Source organism: Paracoccus sp. (in: a-proteobacteria) (assembly GCF_046462195.1).
In the GTDB taxonomy this organism is placed as follows: domain Bacteria; phylum Pseudomonadota; class Alphaproteobacteria; order Rhodobacterales; family Rhodobacteraceae; genus Paracoccus.
In genome coordinates, this window is record NZ_JBKGUN010000235.1 from 1 (window position 1) to 17,659 (window position 17,659).

Sequence of the window (17,659 nt, forward strand, 5' to 3'; positions counted from 1 at the left end):
AGGGATCGAACCTACGACCAATTGATTAACAGTCAACTGCTCTACCGCTGAGCTACGCCGGAACACGAGGCGGGATATAGCAACCTCGTTCCGGGGCGTCCAGAGGTGATGAGACAGTTTTTGTCACGCAACTGAAAAAATCGTATCAGGCGCCAAAACTTCTTTCGTTTCAACAGCTCCCAGTTCGGACAAGGCTATCAGATGGGCCAGAACATTGCGCTGGGCTGCAGGCAGCAGGGGCGAAGGCAGGTCATAGAGCCTCCGGGCGAGGCCCGTCGCGGAATCAGGGGCCTGCCGCAGCGCCGCAAGGATCTGGCCGGTACGGGTGCGGCGATGGGCGGCCAATTCGGACAGGCGCGCGGCAGGATTGTCGATGACAGTGCCATGCGTTGGCAACAGGCGGCGCGGCGCCAATGCTTCCAACCGAGCGAGCGAGCGCAGATAATCGTTCAAATCCCCATCTGGCGGCGAGATGAGGGTCGAGGACCAGCCCATCACCAGATCCCCGCAAAAGATCGTCTCCCCCTGCTGAAAGCACAGGTGTCCGGCCGCATGCCCCGGCATGTGCAGGACACGCAACGCCCAGTCGGGCGTTTCGATGACCTGTCCGTCCGAAAGACGTTGGTCCGGGACAAGATCGTGATCCAGCCCTTCCCCCCCACCTGTCAGCCCGCTGGCTGCAAGACGCTCCATCACGGGCGAGCGTCCTTCGGTGGCGGTTCCGAAGGCCAAGACAGGGGCGCCCGTCAGGCGGGACAATCTGGCCGCACCGGCGCTGTGGTCGCGGTGGGCATGCGTGATCAGGATATGGCCGATGCGCCCGCTCCCGGCCTGGACAATCCTTTCCAGATGGGCAGCATCATCGGGACCGGGGTCGATCACCGCGACATGGTTCTGCCCCAGCAGAAAGGTGGTGGTTCCCGGCCCCGTCAGGGGCGAGGGATTGGCGGCCAGGATCCGCAGGGGCTCTTTCGGAGAAATGCTCATGACGCTAGCCTAGTGCGCGTCGAAAGGGGTTTCCATGTCGAACCACGTCGAAAAGCCGATTGCGAGGGCACTGGTGCCGCGCGGACTTTATGCCCGTGCAGCATTGATCCTGTTCCTGCCGGTGGTCGTGGTGACGCTGGTGGTCAGCGTCATGTTCCTGCAACGCCATTTCGAGGGGGTGACGCGCCAGATGACCTCCAGCATGGCGCATGAGCTGGTCTTTGTCGCTGCCCGGATTGATGATGCGGAATCACCCGGAGCCGCACGGGCCGCAGGCGAGGCCGTGGCCGGTCCACTGGACCTGCATCTGATCTTTCCCATGAGCCCCGTGCCGCAGGACCGGCGCTTGTTTTACGACTTTTCCGGCCGCGTGGTCATCGAGGTCCTGCGCGAGGCCCTGCCGCAGATCGTCTCGATCGACCTCGCGACCGACGACAAGCGGGTCATCGTGGCCTTGCAGGGGCAGGCCGGGCCTTATGCCGTCAGCTTCGAACGGCGGCGGGTCAGCGCCTCGAATCCGCACCAGCTGCTGGTGCTGATGATCTTCACATCGCTGCTGATGACAGGGATCGCCACCATCTTTCTGCGCAACCAGCTGCGCCCCATCCGTCGTCTGGCCTTTGCGGCCGAAGAATATGGCAAAGGCAGGATTGTCCCCTATCGTCCCGCCGGCGCGGCCGAGATCCGCAGTGCCGGCACCGCATTCTTGGACATGCGCAACCGGCTGGAGCGTCAGAACGAGCAACGCAAGCTGATGATGTCGGGAATCAGCCACGACCTGCGCACGCCGCTGACCCGTCTGCGTCTGGGCCTGTCCATGGTCTCGCCCGAGATGCCTCCCGAGGCGGAGGACATTTCCGCCATGGAGGCCGATATCGACGAGATGAACCGGATGGTCGACGGGTTCCTCGACTACGCGCGGGAAGAAGCCCAGGACCGTCCTCCCGAAACATTGGTTGCCGCCGATTTTGTCCACGGCATCATCGCGGATGCCCAACGTGCAGGCCAGCGCGCCGATCTGGTGCAGTTCGAGGGGGACCCTGCCGGCCTGGCAACCTTCAGGCCGGACATGCTGCGCCGGGCGCTCGAGAACCTGATCGGCAACGCGGTGCGCTATGGCAGCCGCGCGGAACTGGATGCCGCACTGGGTCCCCGGAGCCTGCGCATCGGGATCGAGGATGACGGTCCTGGCATTCCCGCGGACAGTCGCGAGGCGGCAATGCGCCCGTTCACGCGGCTGGACCCGGCACGGCGCAGGAACAGCGCCCAGGGCGCCGGTCTGGGATTGGCCATCGCCGCGGACGTGGCGCGCGCCCATGGAGGTCAGTTGCGCCTGGGCCGCGGGCCGCGGCTGGGCGGTTTGCGCGCGGAAATTGTCATTCCACGATGATTTCGGACCTTGTGCAGCCAATTAGCACACATTTTTTCGGTCATATTGAACGCGGGCCGCGCTCGCCCTAGATTGGTGCCATGCAGGGGCCGTGCGTCGCCATGACGGGGCCACGGCTTCGGGCGGAAAGGAAATGACATGACGGAACTTAATCTCTCCTACCCGGTGCTGCCCTTGCGGGATATCGTCGTGTTCCCGCACATGATCGTGCCCTTGTTCGTGGGACGCGAGAAATCGGTGCGCGCGCTGGAGGCGGTGATGGAATCGGACAGCCCGATCCTGCTGGCCTCGCAGATCGACGCGTCCGTGGATGAGCCGACCGAGGAAGGAATCTATCGCACCGGCGTTCTGGCCAATGTGCTGCAACTGCTGAAGCTGCCCGATGGCACCGTGAAGGTGCTGGTCGAAGGGCGCGAGCGTGTGCGCATCACCGAATTCGTGGCCAATCCCGATCACTTCGAAGCCAGCGCGATCGAGCTGGAGGAAACGCAGGGCGACGAGGCCACCGTGACCGCCTTGGTCCGCACCGTGTCCGAGGAATTCGAGCGTTACGTCAAGGTGCGCAAGAACATCCCCGAGGAGGTCGCGACCGCCGTGGCCGATGCGCGTGAGCCTGGCAAGCTGGCCGATCTGGTCGCGGGTCACATGGGGATCGATCTGGACCGCAAGCAGGAACTGCTGGACACGCTGGACGTCGCCGTGCGCCTTGAGAAGATCTATGGTCACATGCAGGGCGAAATGTCGGTCCTGCAGGTCGAGAAGAAGATCAAGTCGCGCGTCAAGACCCAGATGGAGAAGACGCAGCGCGAGTATTACCTGAATGAGCAGATGAAGGCCATTCAGAAGGAGCTGGGCGATGGCGAGGATGGTCAGAACGAACTGGCCGAACTGGAAGAAAAGATTGCCCAGACCAAGTTCAGCAAGGAAGCCCGTGACAAGGCCGAAGGCGAGCTGAAGAAGCTGAAGTCGATGTCCCCGATGTCGGCCGAAGCAACGGTCAGCCGCAACTATCTGGATTGGCTCCTGTCCCTTCCGTGGGGCGTGAAGTCGCGTACCCGCAAGGATCTGGGCCGAGCCGAAGCGATCCTGGATGCCGATCATTTTGGCTTGGAAAAGGTCAAGGAGCGGATCGTCGAATATCTGGCCGTGCAGGCGCGCAGCCAGAAGCTGAAGGGCCCGATCCTGACGCTGGTCGGACCTCCGGGCGTGGGCAAGACCTCGCTGGGCCGTTCGATCGCCAAGGCCACGGGACGCGAGTTCATCCGCATCTCGCTGGGCGGCGTGCGTGACGAATCCGAGATCCGCGGCCACCGTCGGACCTATATCGGTTCAATGCCCGGCAAGATCATCCAGGCGCTCAAGAAGGCCAAGACCACCAACCCGCTCATCCTGCTGGATGAGATCGACAAGATGGGTCAGGACTTCCGCGGCGACCCGGCTTCGGCAATGCTGGAGGTGCTGGATCCCGAACAGAACTCGACCTTCGTGGACCACTATCTCGAGGTGGAATACGATCTGTCGAACGTGATGTTCGTGACCACGGCCAACAGCTACAACATGCCGGGGCCGTTGCTGGACCGGATGGAGATCATCCCGCTGTCAGGCTATACCGAGGACGAGAAGCGCGAGATCGCGCGTGGTCACCTGCTGCCCAAGCAGATCGCCGCGAACGGGTTGCGCAAGGGCGAATTTTCCGTGACGGACGAGGCTCTGACCCATGTGATCCGCTACTACACCCGCGAAGCGGGGGTGCGGTCGCTGGAGCGCGAGATCGCCAAGCTGGCCCGCAAGGCGGTGACCGACATTCTCAAGGGCAAGACCAAGTCGGTCGAGGTAACGGCCGAAAAGGCCGAGGAATACCTGGGCGTCCGCCGCCACCGTTATGGTTTGGCCGAGAAAGAGGATCAGGTCGGCGTGGTGACCGGTCTGGCATGGACTTCGGTTGGCGGCGACCTGCTGCAGATCGAGGCGCTGCGCCTGCCGGGCAAGGGCCGGATGAAGACGACCGGGAAGCTGGGCGACGTGATGAAGGAATCGATCGACGCGGCCTCCAGCTTCGTTCGCTCGGTGGCGCCGGAGATCGGGGTGAAGCCCCCGGAATTCGACAAGCGCGACATCCACGTTCACGTGCCCGAAGGTGCGACGCCCAAGGACGGTCCGTCTGCCGGTATCGCCATGGTGACTTCGGTCGTGTCGGTCATGACCGGCATTCCGGTGCGCAAGGATGTGGCCATGACGGGCGAGGTGACCCTGCGCGGTCATGTGCTGGCCATCGGCGGCCTCAAGGAAAAGCTGTTGGCGGCGCTGCGTGGCGGCATCAAGACGGTGATGATCCCGCAAGACAATGAAAAGGATCTTGTCGAGATCCCGGACAACGTTAAGGAAGGCCTGACCATCATCCCGGTCAGCAACGTCCGCGAGGTTCTGCGTCATGCCCTGGTTCGCATGCCGGTCCCGGTCGAATGGGACGAGGCAGCCGAGGAAGAGGCCGCTGCCGCGCGTCTTGCCAATCAGCGCAACTCTGACGCCCAGGGCAGCACCGTCGCCCACTGAGCAAAGACAGAATTGACAAGGCCGGGGCAGTCGCCCCGGCCTTGTCGCATGATGAGCCATGGTCTGCCTGACAGGACGCTGCGAAAGAGTCTGGCAAAGCGGCTTGACCCTCTTGCAACATGCCCTGTCTGCCGCTAGAAGCCAGCGCGACGGGTGATTAGCTCAGTGGTAGAGCGCTTCGTTCACATCGAAGATGTCGGGGGTTCAAATCCCTCATCACCCACCATTCCTTCACAAGATCGCCCGGTGCCAGCCCTGGACTACAGTTGTGCTGCAGTCGATCGGTGGAACTCTGTTCCTTGGGAACGAGTTGCGCAGGCAAATGGAGGCACCTGTGAAATCCCACGACGATATCTGGAGCGAATGGCAGGATCTGGTCAACGTGACCCCGTCCGACCTGCGGGAGTGGCTGGATACCGACGAAAGCAGGAGCGTCGGCGACACGCATGGCGATGGTGAAAGCACGGGCCATAAGTCCGGACAGAAGATCATCGCCATCAAGGGGAAGAAGAAGGCCGATCTGGACGACGACGACTGGTCCCACATGGCCAAGGTGGTGGGTTATATCAAGCGGCACAAAGCCCAAGGGGGCCCGGAGAACGACAAGGAAAGCAGCGACTGGCGGTATTCCTTGATGAACTGGGGTCATGATCCGCTGAAGTAAGCAACCTCCGTTCCAGCGGCACGGGGGAACTGGCTCGTGATCATCCTGCAGGCTTGGCCAAGTACGTCTGTCCAGACCAAGCGCATTTTCTCCGTTTGATGCCGGCCGCAGGATTCGGTATGGTCGCTTCCTTTCGCTCAGGATGTGTCTCGGCGACATGCCGGAGCAGCAAGACAGGGTGCCACAGAAGATGGATTCGATGACGCAACCGGCCAACGCCGCCCTTCGTCAGGCTGCACGCCTTTCCGTGGCGCCGATGATGGATTGGACCGATCGCAACTGCCGGCGCTTTCACAGGCTGATGTCCCGGCGGACACTGTTGTATACCGAGATGGTGACAGCGCCTGCCATCGTTCACGGGGATCGGGCGCGCCTTCTGGATTTTGATGCGGCCGAGCATCCGCTTGCCCTGCAATTGGGTGGCTCGGATCCGGCGGAACTGCGCGAAGCGGCGCGGATCGCTACGGACTGGGGGTATGACGAGATCAACCTGAACGTCGGCTGCCCCAGTGACAGGGTCCAATCGGGTGCCTTTGGCGCCGTTCTGATGAAGACGCCGGAACTGGTGGCGGATTGTGTGACAGCCATGCAGGCCGTCAGCCCGGTCGAGGTCACGGTCAAATGCCGCATCGGCGTGGATGACCAGCAGGCCGACCACATCCTGCCGGCCTTTCTGGACAGCATGCGGCAGGCGGGCATCCGCCGGATGACGATCCACGCGCGGAAGGCGTGGCTGCAAGGTCTCAGCCCGCGCGAGAACCGTGAAATTCCCCCGCTGGACTATCCCCTTGTGCATGCGATGAAGCAGCAGTTCCCGGACCTGCACCTATCTATCAATGGCGGGATTGCCACCCTTGATCAGGCGCGCAGGCATCTGGAGCAGATGGACGGCGTGATGATCGGTCGCGCCGCCTATCACGAGCCTTGGAACATCCTGGGCGCCGCCGATACCTTGTGGGGCGACATGCCTCCGTTCCGGGATCCGGCACAGGTGGCCAGCGCCATGCGCCCGCTGATCCTGGACCACCTGTCGCAGGGCGGCCGGCTGCACCAGATGACGCGGCACATGCTGGGGCTGTTCCACGGTCTGCCGGGCGCACGCGGCTGGAAACGCACCCTGTCGGAAGGTGCGTCCAAAGGCGGGATCGAGGTTTATGACGCGGCGCTGGCGCAGGTTACGGAACCGGCCTGACCTGCAAGCCCGCAGAGACTTTGCAAGACAAAGAGGCCGGCCCTATCCGGCCGCCTTTTCATCCGCCTTTGCGGCATCCCAAAGGCGGTCCATCTCGGCCAGATCACTGTCCTCGGGACGCCGCCCTTCGGTTGCCAGCGCCGCCTCGATGGACTGGAACCGCCGGGTGAACTTGGCATTGGCGCGACGCAGGGCCAGCTCGGGATCGATCTGCAGGTGCCGGGCCAGGTTGGCCATGACGAACATCAGGTCACCGAATTCTTCTTCCAGCGCATCGGGGTCCAGACTGTCGCGGGCCTCGACCAGCTCTGCCGTTTCTTCCGCGATCTTCTCCAGAACGTCGCCCGGCCCCGGCCAGTCAAAACCGACCCGCGCCGCGCGGTTCTGCAGCTTGACCGCCCGGGTCAGCGCGGGCAGGCCGAGGGCGACGCCATCAAGGGTCCCTCGTTCCGCCTTGCCGGCACGCTCGACCGCCTTGATCGCCTCCCAGTCCCTGACCTGCTGTTCGGCTGTCTTGTCGCGGCTTTCGGCGCCAAAGACATGGGGGTGGCGAAAGATCAGCTTGTCGTTGATCGCGGCCGCGCAATCGGCAAAATCGAACATCCCGGCCTCGCGCGCGATCTGCGCCTGAAAGACCACCTGCAACAGCAGGTCGCCCAGTTCACCCGGCAGTTCGCTCCAGGCTTCGCGTTGAATGGCATCCTCGACCTCGTGCGCCTCCTCGATGGTATAAGGGGCGATCGTGGCAAAGGTCTGTTCCACATCCCAGGGGCAGCCGGTGTCCGGGTCGCGCAGGGCGGCCATGATGTCCAGCAGGCGGGTGATCTCGGCGGCGGGGTCGCGTGTCGTCTCGGCCATTGCAATTCCCTTGAGGACGCGGAACATGCCCCCGGACTGCCACAGCGAAAGGCGCAAGTCCACATGCCCGTCCTGAACCGCATCGCCGACTTCGCCGACCAGATGACGGCATGGCGCCGCCACCTGCACCAGCATCCCGAACTGGGCTTTGACTGCCAGCAGACCGCCGCCTTTGTGGCCGAGCGTTTGCGCGAGTTCGGAGTGGACGAAATCCACGAGGGAATCGGCCGGACCGGCATCGTGGCGATCATCGACGGGCAGAGCGAAGGCCCCACCATCGGGCTGCGCGCCGACATGGATGCCTTGCCGATGGACGAGATGACCGGCCTTGAATGGGCATCGACCGTCCCGGGGCGGATGCATGCCTGCGGCCATGACGGGCACACCACAATGCTGCTGGGCGCGGCAAAGTATCTGGCCGAAACGCGCAATTTCTCCGGACGCGCGGCGTTGATCTTTCAGCCTGCCGAAGAGGCCGGCGGCGGGGGCGACGCCATGGTCCGTGACGGAATGATGGAGCGGTTCGACATCTCGCGTGTGTTTGCGATGCACAACAACCCCGGCCAAACCCTTGGCAGTTTTCAGACGACGCCCGGTCCCTTGATGGCAGCGGTCGACACGTTCGAGATCCATGTCAAGGGCCGGGGCGGACATGGCGCGCTGCCCCATCTGACCGCCGACCCGGTCGTTGCCGCCGTCGCCATTGTCAGTGCGATTCAGACGATCTCCAGCCGCAATCACCATACCCTGGACGATCTGGCCCTGTCGGTGACACAGATCCATACCGGCAGCGCCGACAACATCGTGCCCGACCTGGCCTATATCTGCGGCACGGTCCGGACCTTTGCGCCGCATGTCCGCGACATGGTCCGCCGCCGGATGAACCAGATCTGCGAAGGTCAGGGCATGGCCTACGAAGTGGCCGTCCTGTTGAATTACCAGGAAGGCTATCCCGCCACCGTCAACGATGCGGATCAGACGGCCTTCGCCGTCGAGGTCGCCCGGGAGATCGCAGGGGATGACAAGGTCGCCCCGGAAGCCGGACGCGAGATGGGAGCCGAGGACTTCAGCTATATGCTGAATGCGCGGCCGGGCTGCTATCTGTTCCTGGGGCAGGGCGAGGGGCCGGGGGTCCATAACCCGACCTACGACTTTAACGACGAGGTGGCCCCGGTCGGCGCCAGCTTCTTCGCGCGCCTGGTCGAGCGCGCGCAACCTTCGGCACGCTGAGCGTCCGGCCCGATCACGAAGCCGTTTGACGCAGGGGGTCCGTCCGGCACCGGGGCTTTCTTGCCAAGGGCGGGCGGCACAGATAGGTTGCGCGCCAACCCGGATGCGCCTTGCGGCGCCCCTTGACCGAAAGGACCGTGAATGTTCGTGACTCCTGCTTATGCCCAGGCTGCCGGTGGTGCCGCTGGCGGCGCCGCTTTCGCGCAGTTCATCCCGCTGATCCTGATCTTCCTGATCATGTATTTCCTGATGATCCGCCCGCAGCAGAAGCGCCTGAAGCAGCACCGCGAGATGGTCGCAAGCGTCAAGAAGGGCGATCAGGTGGTTACCCAGGGCGGGATCCTGGGCAAGGTCGTTTCGGTCCGCGACGACGAGCTTGAGGTCGAGATCGCGCAAGGGGTCCGCGTTCGCGTGATCCGCAGCACCCTGGCCCAGGTCGTGACCAAGACCGAACCGGTCGCTGCCAACAGCTGAAAGGCCTAAGCCAAAATGCTTCAGATTGACCGCTGGAAGCGCATCCTGATTGTCGGGATCTGCCTTCTCGGGCTGCTTTTCGCGCTGCCCAACGCCTTCTATGCACGCGTCGAGGCGCATAATGATGCTGTTGCCCAGATCGCGGCGACCGGCGTCGAGACGCCCGAACTGGTGGCGGCGCGCGATGCATGGCCGTCATGGCTGCCCAACACGCTGGTCAATCTGGGCCTCGATCTGCGCGGCGGCGCCCATCTGCTGGGCGAGGTGCAGGTCGAGCAGGTCTACAAGAGCCGCATCGACGCGTTGTGGCCGGAACTGCGCCGGGCCCTTGCCGCCGAACGCGAAACGGTCGGCGCCATCCGCCGTGTGCCCGCTCCCGATGGGGTGCTGAGTATCGAGATCGGCAACCCGGACCAGATGGCCCGCGCGGTCGAGATCGCGCGCGGCTATTCGACACCCGTCACCACCCTGACAGGGGCCGGCCAGCAGTCGCTGGCCATTGCCACCCAGGGCCCCATGCTGACCATCCAGCTGTCGGAGGCCGAAAAGGCCGTCACCGACGACCGCACCATCCAGCAGTCGCTGGAGATCGTGCGCCGTCGCGTGGACGAGGTCGGCACCCGCGAGCCCACCATCATGCGCCAGGGCGAGGATCGTATCCTGATCCAGGTTCCGGGGATCGGTTCGGCATCCGAGCTCAAGGAACTGATCGGCACGACCGCCCAGCTGACCTTCAACCCCGTCCTTGGCTCCACCGGGGATGCGGATGCGCAACCGGGACTAGGGCAGTTCCTCGCGCCTTCGATCGACCAGCCCGGCCTGTTCTATATCCTGGAGGACAGCCCCGTCGTCACGGGCGAGGACCTGGTCGATGCCATGCCCGCCAGCGACGAGAACGGCCTGCCTTCGGTGAATTTCCGCTTCAACCCGACAGGAGCACGGGCCTTCGGAGCCTATACTTCGGCCAATATCGGCCAGCCCTTCGCGATCGTTCTGGACAACGAGGTGATCTCGGCCCCGGTGATCCGTTCGGCCATCACGACGGGTTCGGGGCAGATTTCAGGCTCGATGGATTTCGAGCAAGCCAACCGCCTGGCGGTCCTGCTGCGCGCCGGCGCCCTGCCGGCCGAAATGACCTTTCTCGAGGAACGCACCATCGGTCCCGAGCTGGGCCAGGACAGCGTGGATGCAGGCAAGATCGCGGCCGCCGTGGGATTTGTCGCCGTCGTCGCGCTGATGGTCCTGTCCTATGGCCGCTTCGGCCTCTTTGCGACGGTCGCGCTGACCTTCAACATGCTGCTGCTGTTTGCGGTGCTGTCGGTGATCGGGGCCACGCTGACCTTGCCCGGTATCGCGGGGATCGTGCTGACCATCGGCATGGCGGTGGACGCCAACGTGCTGGTCTTCGAACGCATCCGGGAGGAGCTGAAGACTGCCCGCGGTCCTGCCCGCGCGATCGAGCTTGGTTATGAAAAGGCCATGTCGGCCATTGTCGATGCCAACATCACCACGCTGATCATCGCGGCGATCCTGTTTGTCCTCGGGTCCGGCCCGGTCAAGGGCTTTGCGGTCACATTGACCATCGGGATCGTGACATCGGTCTTTACCGCGCTGTTCCTGACCCGCCTGATCACTGTCATGTGGTTCGAGCGCGCCCGCCCGAAACAGATCGAGGTATAAGATGGCGTTCCGCCTGAAACTGGTCCCTGACGAGACCAAGATCGACTTCTTCCGCTGGCAGTTCCTGACATTCGGCATTTCGACCGCCTTGATGCTGGCTTCGATTGTCGTGCTGTTCCTGAACGGACTGAACTTCGGCATCGATTTCCGTGGCGGCACCACGATCCGCACCGAGTCGGTGCAGCCGATCGATGTGGCGGCCTATCGCGCCGCCTTGCAGCCGCTGGATCTGGGCGACGTGGCCATCACCGAGGTGTTCGACCCGGGCTTTGGCCCCGAACAGAATGTGGCGCAGGTCCGCATCAGCGCCCAGGATGGGGCCGAGGCCGTGACCCCCGACACCATTGCCGCTGTCGAGGCCGCATTGCAGCAGGTCGATCCCTCTATCACCTTTCCTTCGGTCGAATCCGTCGGCCCCAAGGTTTCGGGCGAACTGATCCAGACCGCGATCTATGCGGTTCTGGCCTCGCTGGTGGCGATCTCGATCTATATCTGGCTGCGCTTCGAATGGCAGTTCGCCGTCGGTGCCATCGTGTCGCTGATCCATGACGTGCTGATCACCATGGGCGTCTTTGCCCTGTTCCAGATCCGCTTCGACCTGACAACCATCGCGGCACTGCTGACAATCGTCGGTTATTCGATCAACGACACGGTTGTCGTCTTTGACCGACTGCGCGAGAACCTGGTCAAGTACAAGAAGCGGGCGCTGCGTGACCTGATGAACCTGTCGGTGAACGAGACGCTGTCGCGGACGGTGATGACCTCGGGCACCACGCTGGTCGCGCTGATCGCGCTGCTGGTCCTGGGCGGCGACGTGATCCGGGGCTTTGTCTTCGCCATCACCTTCGGCATCCTGATCGGGACCTATTCCTCGATCTACGTGGCCAAGAACGTCGTCCTGTGGCTGGGCGTCAAGCGGGACTGGGACAAGGCCGATCCCAAGGATCCCAAGACGCGCAAGAACCTGTCGCCCTTCGAAGGTGCCGAGGAGGGCTGATGCCGACCGCGACGCCCACCGACTTCAACGGCCAGAACGCCATCGATGGCTATGGCCCGGGACTGTTCCGCATTGGCGGAAAGGTCTTTCACGGCCCGGTCGTGGTGGACGCGGACCGGATCCAACCGTGGCAGGGGTGGGACGACCATGAACCGTTGCAGGCGCTGGCCGGGCGCGTCGACGTGCTGTTCCTGGGCATGGGCGAGCAGATCGCCTATGCGCCGCGCGACCTCGTCCAGTTGCTGGACGGGCTGAACATCCGGGTCGAGCCCATGGCTTCACCCGCGGCGGCACGGACTTATAACCTGACCCTGTCCGAAGGCCGCCGCGTCGCTTGCGCGCTTTTGCCTCTGTGAGCCTTCTGGCCGTCCATGACCTTGCCGTCGCGCGGGGTGGCTTGCGGACGGTCGAGGGCATAAGCTTCGCGCTGGAGCCGGGACAGGCGCTGATCCTGCGCGGACCGAACGGGATCGGCAAGACGACGCTGCTGAGAACGGTGGCGGGCCTTCAGGCACCCGTCGCCGGCCGGATCGAGATGATGGATGATCTGGTCGCCTATGCGGCCCATGCCGATGGGTTGAAGCCATCGCTGACGGTCATGGAAAACCTGATCTTCTGGGCGCGGGTGTTTGGCGGAAACGGCGTGGCCCATGCGTTGGATGCCATGGATCTGCAATCATTGGCCCGTCGCCCTGCGGCGGCCCTGTCCGCAGGGCAGAAACGCCGCCTCGGCCTTGCGCGCCTGCTGGTGACTGGCCGCCCGGTCTGGGTGCTGGACGAGCCGACGGTGTCGCTGGACACTGATTCGGTCGGACGCTTTGCGGGGGTGGTTCGAGACCATCTGGCGCAGGGGGGCGGCGCGCTGATGGCCACCCATATCGACCTTGGCATCCCCGAGGCGCAGGTGATCGACCTGACACCCTTCCGGGCGCGACCGGGCCGGTCCGCGACGCACCCGTCCGGCTTCAACGAGGCCTTTGCGTGATTGCGCTGCTGATCCGCGACCTGAGGCTGGCGACCCGCGCCGGGGGCGGCTTTGGTCTGGGGGTGGGCTTTTTCCTGATCCTGTGTGCGATGGTGCCCTTTGGGGTCGGACCTGACCGTGCCGCCTTGGCCCCGGTCGCGCCCGGCGTTCTATGGGTTGGTGCGCTCTTGTCCTGCCTTTTGTCACTGGACCGGATCTTTGCGCTGGATCACGAGGATGGCAGTCTGGACCTGCTGGCCACGGCTCCGCTGCCGCTGGAAGGGGCGGTGGCCGTCAAGGCACTGGCGCATTGGATCACGACGGGCCTGCCGCTGATCCTGTCGGCGCCGCTGTTCGGTATCCTGTTGCAGTTGCCGGTTCAAGGAATGCCGTGGCTGGTGGCCTCTCTGGCCTTGGGGACGCCTGCGCTGTCGATGCTGGGCGCGTTTGGAGCGGCCATCACGGTCGGATTGCGCCGCGGGGGGATGCTTTTGTCCCTCCTGGTCCTGCCGCTGTATATCCCGACACTGATCTTCGGGGCCGAGATCACGCGCCGCGGCGTCGAGGGTGCGCCCATCTTGACGCCGATGCTGTTTCTGGCAGGCATCACATTGGGGGTCATGGCGCTGATCCCTTTTGCCGCAGCTGCGGCCCTGCGGGTCAATCTGCGGTGAGGAGGGCGTCCGCCACTTGAGAGGCGGCGCAAAAGGGGGAATAGGAAGACCATGTCGATCTGGGAATATGCCAACCCGACCAAGTTCATGCGCACGACCGACAGGCTGCTGCCCTGGCTGGTCGTGGGCGCCGTGCTGGGATGCGTGGGGGGCGTGGTCTGGGGCTTTCTGACGCCCGAGGATTACCGGCAGGGTTCGACTGTCAAGATCGTGTTCCTGCATGTGCCTACCGCGATGATGGCGATCAACATCTGGGTAATGATGCTGGTGGCGTCGCTGATCTGGATCATCCGCCGCCATCATGTTAGCGCGCTGGCCGCCAAGGCCGCAGCGCCCGTTGGCGCCGTCATGACGCTGATCGCGCTGGCCACCGGCGCGATCTGGGGCCAGCCGATGTGGGGCACCTGGTGGGAATGGGACCCGCGCCTGACCTCGTTCCTGATCCTGTTCCTGTTCTATGTCGGATACATTGCGCTCTGGTCCGCAATCGAGGACCCGGACAGCGCTGCCGACCTGACGGGCGTCCTGTGCCTTGTGGGCTCGGTCTTCGCGCTCTTGTCCCGTTATGCCGTGCTGTTCTGGAACCAGGGACTGCACCAAGGCGCGTCGCTGTCCGTGCAGTCGGGCGAACGGATGAGCGCTGTTTATCGCTATCCACTGTATCTGGCGATGCTGGGCTTTTTCCTCCTGTTCCTGGCGTTGCTGGTGATCCGGACCCGAACTGAAATCCGCAAGCGGCGTCTGGCCGCATTGCAGGCAAGGGAGATGCGCGCATGATCGCGCTTGGACAATATGCAGGCACCGTGCTGCTCGCTTATGTGGTCAGTCTGGTGCTGATCGCGGGGCTGGTCTGGCAAACCGTCGCCGCCAATGCCCGTGCACGCCGCAACCTGGAAGAACACGAAAAGAATGGTTAGACTGTCGCCCCTGATGATCCTGCCGCCCGTGGCCTTTGCCGCGCTGGCCGCCACCTTCCTGTGGGGCATGAACCGCGAGGACGCCGGTCTCCTGCCCTCGGCCATGCTGGGACGCGAGGCGCCTGCGGTGCCCGCCACCATGCTGCCGGGCAAGACACAGCTGACCGACGCGATGCTGCGTCAGCCGGGGGTCAAGCTGGTGAACTTTTGGGCCAGCTGGTGTCCGCCCTGCCGTGCCGAGCACCCGACCCTGACGGCGTTGGCCGAGCAGTTGCCGGTCTACGGGATCGATCTGAAGGACCCCGAGGCAAATGCCCTTTCCTTTCTGACAGAGGACGGTGATCCCTTTGCGGCCCTCGCCACGGACCCACGCGGGCGTGCGGCCATTGACTGGGGCGTGACCGCCCCGCCCGAAACCTTCATCATCGATGGCGATGGGCGGATCCTGTATCGCCACGCTGGACCCCTGATCCGTGAGGATTATCAGAACCGCTTCCTGCCCGAGCTAGAAAAGGCGCTTTCCGCCCAGGACTGATGCCGCGGGTTGCTCCCTGAGGTTGCGCAGGTCACACTGCCTCATCACGGATCGATGAGGGAGAAAGGCGATGACGCGAACGGGTCTTGCAGTCGTGCTGCTGATGGGCAGCGCCAATCTGACATTCGCTCAACAGGCGGCCGATGCGCTGGCACCCGAAGGTGCCTCGGGAATCGAGGTGGCGACCAAAGGGTTCGGCACGCTGACGCCGGCGGCGCAGGATGCCCTGACCGCCAAGGCGGAGGGGCGTCCGGTCACGGCTCAGAACTGGATGATCACCGCGGCCCATCCCCTGGCGGTCCAGGCCGGAGCCCGTGTGCTGGAGGCAGGCGGCAGCGCGGCCGATGCCATGGTCGCCGTGCAGGTGGTTCTGGGCCTGGTCGAGCCGCAAAGCTCGGGCCTGGGTGGAGGCTCGTTCCTGGTCTGGCACGACGGCGAAACCGGCGAGATCACCACGCTGGATGCCCGCGAGACCGCCCCCATGGCGGCCACGCCCAGACTGTTCCAGAATGAGAATGGCGAGCCCCTGGCATTCATGGAGGCTGTTGTTGGCGGACGTTCCGTCGGCACGCCCGGCACGCCACGCCTGCTGGAGGTTGCGCACCGCAAATGGGGACGGGCGAACTGGGCGAGCCTGTTCCAGGACGGCATCCGTCTGGCCGAGGACGGCTTTACCATCTCGCCCCGGCTCGCCACGCTGGTGGCCGGCGAAGGGGACGCGCTGGCACGCTATCCTGCCACGACCGAATACTTCTTTCCCGGGGGCAACCCGGTGGCCGAAGGCGCAACGCTGAAGAACCCGGCCTATGCTGAAACTCTGCGTGCTCTAGCGGCAGAGGGGGCGGATGCCTTTTATACCGGGCCCGTTGCCCAAGATATCGTTGCGGCCGTGCGAGGGGCCGAGGACAATCCCGGCCTGCTGACGATGGAGGATCTGGCCGCCTACAAGGTCATCGAGCGCCCGGCCGTTTGCGTCGAATATCGTGAGCACGATGTCTGCGGTATGGGTCCGCCCTCGTCCGGCAGCCTGACGGTGGGGCAGATTCTTGGGATGCTGGGCGGCTATGACCTGGGCGGGATGGGTGCAGAAAGCGCCGAGGCCTGGCGCCTGATCGGAGATGCGTCCCGACTGGCCTTTGCGGACCGGGGCCGCTACATGGCCGATGCCGATTTCGTGCCGGTGCCGACCCAAGGACTGGTCGATCCCGGCTATCTGTCTGAACGTGGGCAGCTTCTGTCTGGCGACGACAGCCTGCCCGAGGTCAGCGCCGGCAGCCCCGGTTGGAGCCACGCGATGCTGTGGGGCCGGGACAGCGCGCTGGAACTGCCCTCGACCACGCATATCTCAATCATGGATGCCGATGGCAATGCGCTGTCGATGACCACGACGATCGAGAACGGCTTTGGCTCCCGCGTCATGGCAGGCGGCTTTCTGCTGAACAACGAACTGACCGATTTCAGCTTCGAGACGCATGACGAGGCAGGGTATCCCATCGCCAATGCCGTGGCCCCCGGGAAGCGGCCGCGCTCCTCGATGGCGCCGACCATCGTGCGCAAGGACGGCGCGCTGGTCATGATCATCGGGTCGCCGGGCGGCAGCCGGATCATCGGCTATGTCGCCAAGGCCATCGTGGCGCATCTGGACTGGGGCATGGACATCCAGCAGGCGGTTGCCACGCCCAATCTGGTCAACCGCTTCGGCCCCATGGACGTCGAGGCGGGCCTGCCCGGTGCCCTGACCGAGGAACTGACGGCGATGGGTTTTCAACTGAACGAGACCGAACTGACCTCCGGACTGCAGGGCATCGTCGTGACACCGGACGGTCTTGAGGGCGGGGCCGATCCGCGCCGCGAGGGCATCGCCATCGGCGGCTGAGGGGCTGCCCACCTTACCTAGGCGTTGCCGCAATCGACGAAGGAGAGGCAGGCACTTCAACCCTCCATGGCGCAACAAAAAGCCCCTGGCGCAGGGCCGGGGGCTTTTCCGTTTGATGGGCTGCAATCAGGCGGCGGCGAGGTTGCGCAGCACGTAGTGCAGAACACCGCCGTTCTTGAGGTAGTCGATCTCGACCTCGGTATCGACGCGGGCCTTCAGCTGGATCTGCTTCACCGTGCCATCGGCATAGGTGATGGTGCAGGGCACCAGCGACAGCGGCTTGAAGTCGCCTTCCAGGCCTTCGATGGAGATCACTTCATCGCCCGTCAGGTTCAGCGTCTTGCGGTTGTCGCCGTTCGTGAACTCGAAGGGAAGGACGCCCATGCCGACCAGGTTCGAGCGGTGGATGCGCTCGAACGACTCGGCGATCACGGCCTTGACACCCAGCAGGCGCGTGCCCTTGGCGGCCCAGTCGCGCGAGGAGCCCGTGCCGTACTCCTGGCCGGCGAAGATGACCAGCGGAGTGCCCGACGCCTGGTAGCGGATGGACGCGTCGTAGATGCTCATCTGCTCGCCGTCCGGCTGGTGGATCGTCACGCCGCCCTCGACGCCGGGGACCATCAGGTTCTTGATGCGCACGTTGGCGAACGTGCCGCGCACCATGATCT

At 64.3% G+C, this 17,659-nt stretch carries 17 protein-coding genes, 1 tRNA gene and 1 pseudogene; 16 read left to right on the forward strand and 3 right to left on the reverse strand.

What is annotated here, in order from left to right:
• Nucleotides 1-123 precede the first annotated feature (123 nt).
• Entirely contained in the window at nt 124-987 is an 864-nt protein-coding gene (locus ACLHHB_RS14795; protein ID WP_410219049.1) for an MBL fold metallo-hydrolase, read from the reverse strand.
• A 34-nt stretch (nt 988-1,021) separates the two neighbouring features.
• On the opposite strand from ACLHHB_RS14795, the gene ACLHHB_RS14800 reads away from it, so the two are divergent.
• The 5 genes from ACLHHB_RS14800 to dusA all read left to right on the forward strand — a co-directional run bounded on the left by ACLHHB_RS14800 (nt 1,022) and on the right by dusA (nt 6,786).
• Nucleotides 1,022-2,377, forward strand: coding sequence for an ATP-binding protein (locus tag ACLHHB_RS14800; protein WP_410219050.1), 1,356 nt, complete (start codon nt 1,022-1,024; stop codon nt 2,375-2,377).
• Nucleotides 2,378-2,515: 138 nt separating this feature from the next.
• Nucleotides 2,516-4,930 carry an endopeptidase La gene (gene lon, locus ACLHHB_RS14805; RefSeq protein ID WP_410219051.1) on the forward strand — a complete coding sequence of 805 codons (2,415 nt, stop codon included), beginning with the start codon at nt 2,516-2,518 and terminating at the stop codon, nt 4,928-4,930.
• 151 nt (nt 4,931-5,081) lie between these two features.
• A tRNA-Val gene (locus tag ACLHHB_RS14810) sits at nt 5,082-5,156 on the forward strand.
• A gap of 108 nt (nt 5,157-5,264) precedes the next feature.
• Nucleotides 5,265-5,594, forward strand: coding sequence for a DUF3140 domain-containing protein (locus tag ACLHHB_RS14815; RefSeq protein ID WP_410219052.1), 330 nt, complete (start codon nt 5,265-5,267; stop codon nt 5,592-5,594).
• Between the two features lie 190 nt (nt 5,595-5,784).
• Complete coding sequence (gene dusA / locus ACLHHB_RS14820) at nt 5,785-6,786, forward strand: tRNA dihydrouridine(20/20a) synthase DusA (RefSeq protein ID WP_410219053.1); 1,002 nt, start codon at nt 5,785-5,787, stop codon at nt 6,784-6,786.
• Between the two features lie 42 nt (nt 6,787-6,828).
• Here dusA and mazG read toward each other — a convergent pair whose 3' ends face one another.
• Nucleotides 6,829-7,644: a nucleoside triphosphate pyrophosphohydrolase gene (mazG, locus tag ACLHHB_RS14825; protein WP_410219064.1), complete on the reverse strand. Its 816-nt coding sequence runs from the start codon at nt 7,642-7,644 to the stop codon at nt 6,829-6,831.
• A gap of 63 nt (nt 7,645-7,707) precedes the next feature.
• Here mazG and ACLHHB_RS14830 point away from each other — a divergent pair, with 63 nt between their 5' ends.
• The 11 genes from ACLHHB_RS14830 (at nt 7,708) to ggt (ending at nt 16,991) form a co-directional block, all read left to right on the forward strand.
• Nucleotides 7,708-8,874 carry a M20 aminoacylase family protein gene (locus ACLHHB_RS14830; RefSeq protein ID WP_410219054.1) on the forward strand — a complete coding sequence of 389 codons (1,167 nt, stop codon included), beginning with the start codon at nt 7,708-7,710 and terminating at the stop codon, nt 8,872-8,874.
• A gap of 141 nt (nt 8,875-9,015) precedes the next feature.
• Nucleotides 9,016-9,348 (forward strand): preprotein translocase subunit YajC, encoded by a 333-nt coding sequence (gene yajC / locus ACLHHB_RS14835; RefSeq protein WP_410219055.1) that lies wholly within the window; start codon nt 9,016-9,018, stop codon nt 9,346-9,348.
• 15 nt (nt 9,349-9,363) lie between these two features.
• Nucleotides 9,364-11,028, forward strand: a complete 1,665-nt coding sequence (secD, locus tag ACLHHB_RS14840) for a protein translocase subunit SecD (RefSeq protein ID WP_410219056.1) — start codon at nt 9,364-9,366, stop codon at nt 11,026-11,028.
• 1 nt (nt 11,029) lies between these two features.
• The gene (secF, locus tag ACLHHB_RS14845) at nt 11,030-12,025 is read left to right on the forward strand and encodes a protein translocase subunit SecF (RefSeq protein WP_410219057.1); all 996 of its coding nucleotides are present in this window, start codon (nt 11,030-11,032) and stop codon (nt 12,023-12,025) included.
• Nucleotides 12,025-12,381 carry an Mth938-like domain-containing protein gene (locus ACLHHB_RS14850; protein ID WP_410219058.1) on the forward strand — a complete coding sequence of 119 codons (357 nt, stop codon included), beginning with the start codon at nt 12,025-12,027 and terminating at the stop codon, nt 12,379-12,381. The genes secF and ACLHHB_RS14850 overlap by 1 nt, the downstream gene beginning before the upstream one ends.
• Nucleotides 12,378-13,010, forward strand: coding sequence for a heme ABC exporter ATP-binding protein CcmA (gene ccmA, locus ACLHHB_RS14855; protein ID WP_410219065.1), 633 nt, complete (start codon nt 12,378-12,380; stop codon nt 13,008-13,010). The genes ACLHHB_RS14850 and ccmA overlap by 4 nt, the downstream gene beginning before the upstream one ends.
• Nucleotides 13,007-13,663 carry a heme exporter protein CcmB gene (gene ccmB, locus ACLHHB_RS14860; RefSeq protein WP_410219059.1) on the forward strand — a complete coding sequence of 219 codons (657 nt, stop codon included), beginning with the start codon at nt 13,007-13,009 and terminating at the stop codon, nt 13,661-13,663. Before ccmA ends, ccmB begins: the two co-directional genes overlap by 4 nt.
• Before the next feature lie 51 nt (nt 13,664-13,714).
• Nucleotides 13,715-14,440 (forward strand): heme ABC transporter permease, encoded by a 726-nt coding sequence (locus tag ACLHHB_RS14865; protein ID WP_410219060.1) that lies wholly within the window; start codon nt 13,715-13,717, stop codon nt 14,438-14,440.
• Nucleotides 14,437-14,580 carry a heme exporter protein CcmD gene (ccmD, locus tag ACLHHB_RS14870; protein WP_410219061.1) on the forward strand — a complete coding sequence of 48 codons (144 nt, stop codon included), beginning with the start codon at nt 14,437-14,439 and terminating at the stop codon, nt 14,578-14,580. Before ACLHHB_RS14865 ends, ccmD begins: the two co-directional genes overlap by 4 nt.
• Complete coding sequence (locus ACLHHB_RS14875; RefSeq protein WP_410219062.1) at nt 14,573-15,115, forward strand: DsbE family thiol:disulfide interchange protein; 543 nt, start codon at nt 14,573-14,575, stop codon at nt 15,113-15,115. The genes ccmD and ACLHHB_RS14875 overlap by 8 nt, the downstream gene beginning before the upstream one ends.
• Nucleotides 15,116-15,185: 70 nt before the next feature.
• Complete coding sequence (gene ggt / locus ACLHHB_RS14880) at nt 15,186-16,991, forward strand: gamma-glutamyltransferase (protein ID WP_410219063.1); 1,806 nt, start codon at nt 15,186-15,188, stop codon at nt 16,989-16,991.
• A gap of 126 nt (nt 16,992-17,117) precedes the next feature.
• Here the strand turns inward: ggt and ACLHHB_RS14885 are convergent.
• Nucleotides 17,118-17,659 (reverse strand): annotated as a pseudogene (locus ACLHHB_RS14885) (aconitate hydratase); the annotation flags it as partial.

Bases quoted from the DNA above. Each gene is read 5' to 3' on its own strand.
- ACLHHB_RS14795 (WP_410219049.1), bottom strand. From the start codon at position 987: ATGAGCATTTCTCCGAAAGAGCCCCTGCGGATCCTGGCCGCCAATCCC.
- ACLHHB_RS14800 (WP_410219050.1), top strand. From the start codon at position 1,022: ATGTCGAACCACGTCGAAAAGCCGATTGCGAGGGCACTGGTGCCGCGC.
- lon (WP_410219051.1), top strand. From the start codon at position 2,516: ATGACGGAACTTAATCTCTCCTACCCGGTGCTGCCCTTGCGGGATATC.
- dusA (WP_410219053.1), top strand. From the start codon at position 5,785: ATGGATTCGATGACGCAACCGGCCAACGCCGCCCTTCGTCAGGCTGCA.
- mazG (WP_410219064.1), bottom strand. From the start codon at position 7,644: ATGGCCGAGACGACACGCGACCCCGCCGCCGAGATCACCCGCCTGCTG.
- ACLHHB_RS14830 (WP_410219054.1), top strand. From the start codon at position 7,708: ATGCCCGTCCTGAACCGCATCGCCGACTTCGCCGACCAGATGACGGCA.
- yajC (WP_410219055.1), top strand. From the start codon at position 9,016: ATGTTCGTGACTCCTGCTTATGCCCAGGCTGCCGGTGGTGCCGCTGGC.
- secD (WP_410219056.1), top strand. From the start codon at position 9,364: ATGCTTCAGATTGACCGCTGGAAGCGCATCCTGATTGTCGGGATCTGC.
- secF (WP_410219057.1), top strand. From the start codon at position 11,030: ATGGCGTTCCGCCTGAAACTGGTCCCTGACGAGACCAAGATCGACTTC.
- ACLHHB_RS14850 (WP_410219058.1), top strand. From the start codon at position 12,025: ATGCCGACCGCGACGCCCACCGACTTCAACGGCCAGAACGCCATCGAT.
- ACLHHB_RS14865 (WP_410219060.1), top strand. From the start codon at position 13,715: ATGTCGATCTGGGAATATGCCAACCCGACCAAGTTCATGCGCACGACC.
- ccmD (WP_410219061.1), top strand. From the start codon at position 14,437: ATGATCGCGCTTGGACAATATGCAGGCACCGTGCTGCTCGCTTATGTG.
- ACLHHB_RS14875 (WP_410219062.1), top strand. From the start codon at position 14,573: ATGGTTAGACTGTCGCCCCTGATGATCCTGCCGCCCGTGGCCTTTGCC.
- ggt (WP_410219063.1), top strand. From the start codon at position 15,186: ATGACGCGAACGGGTCTTGCAGTCGTGCTGCTGATGGGCAGCGCCAAT.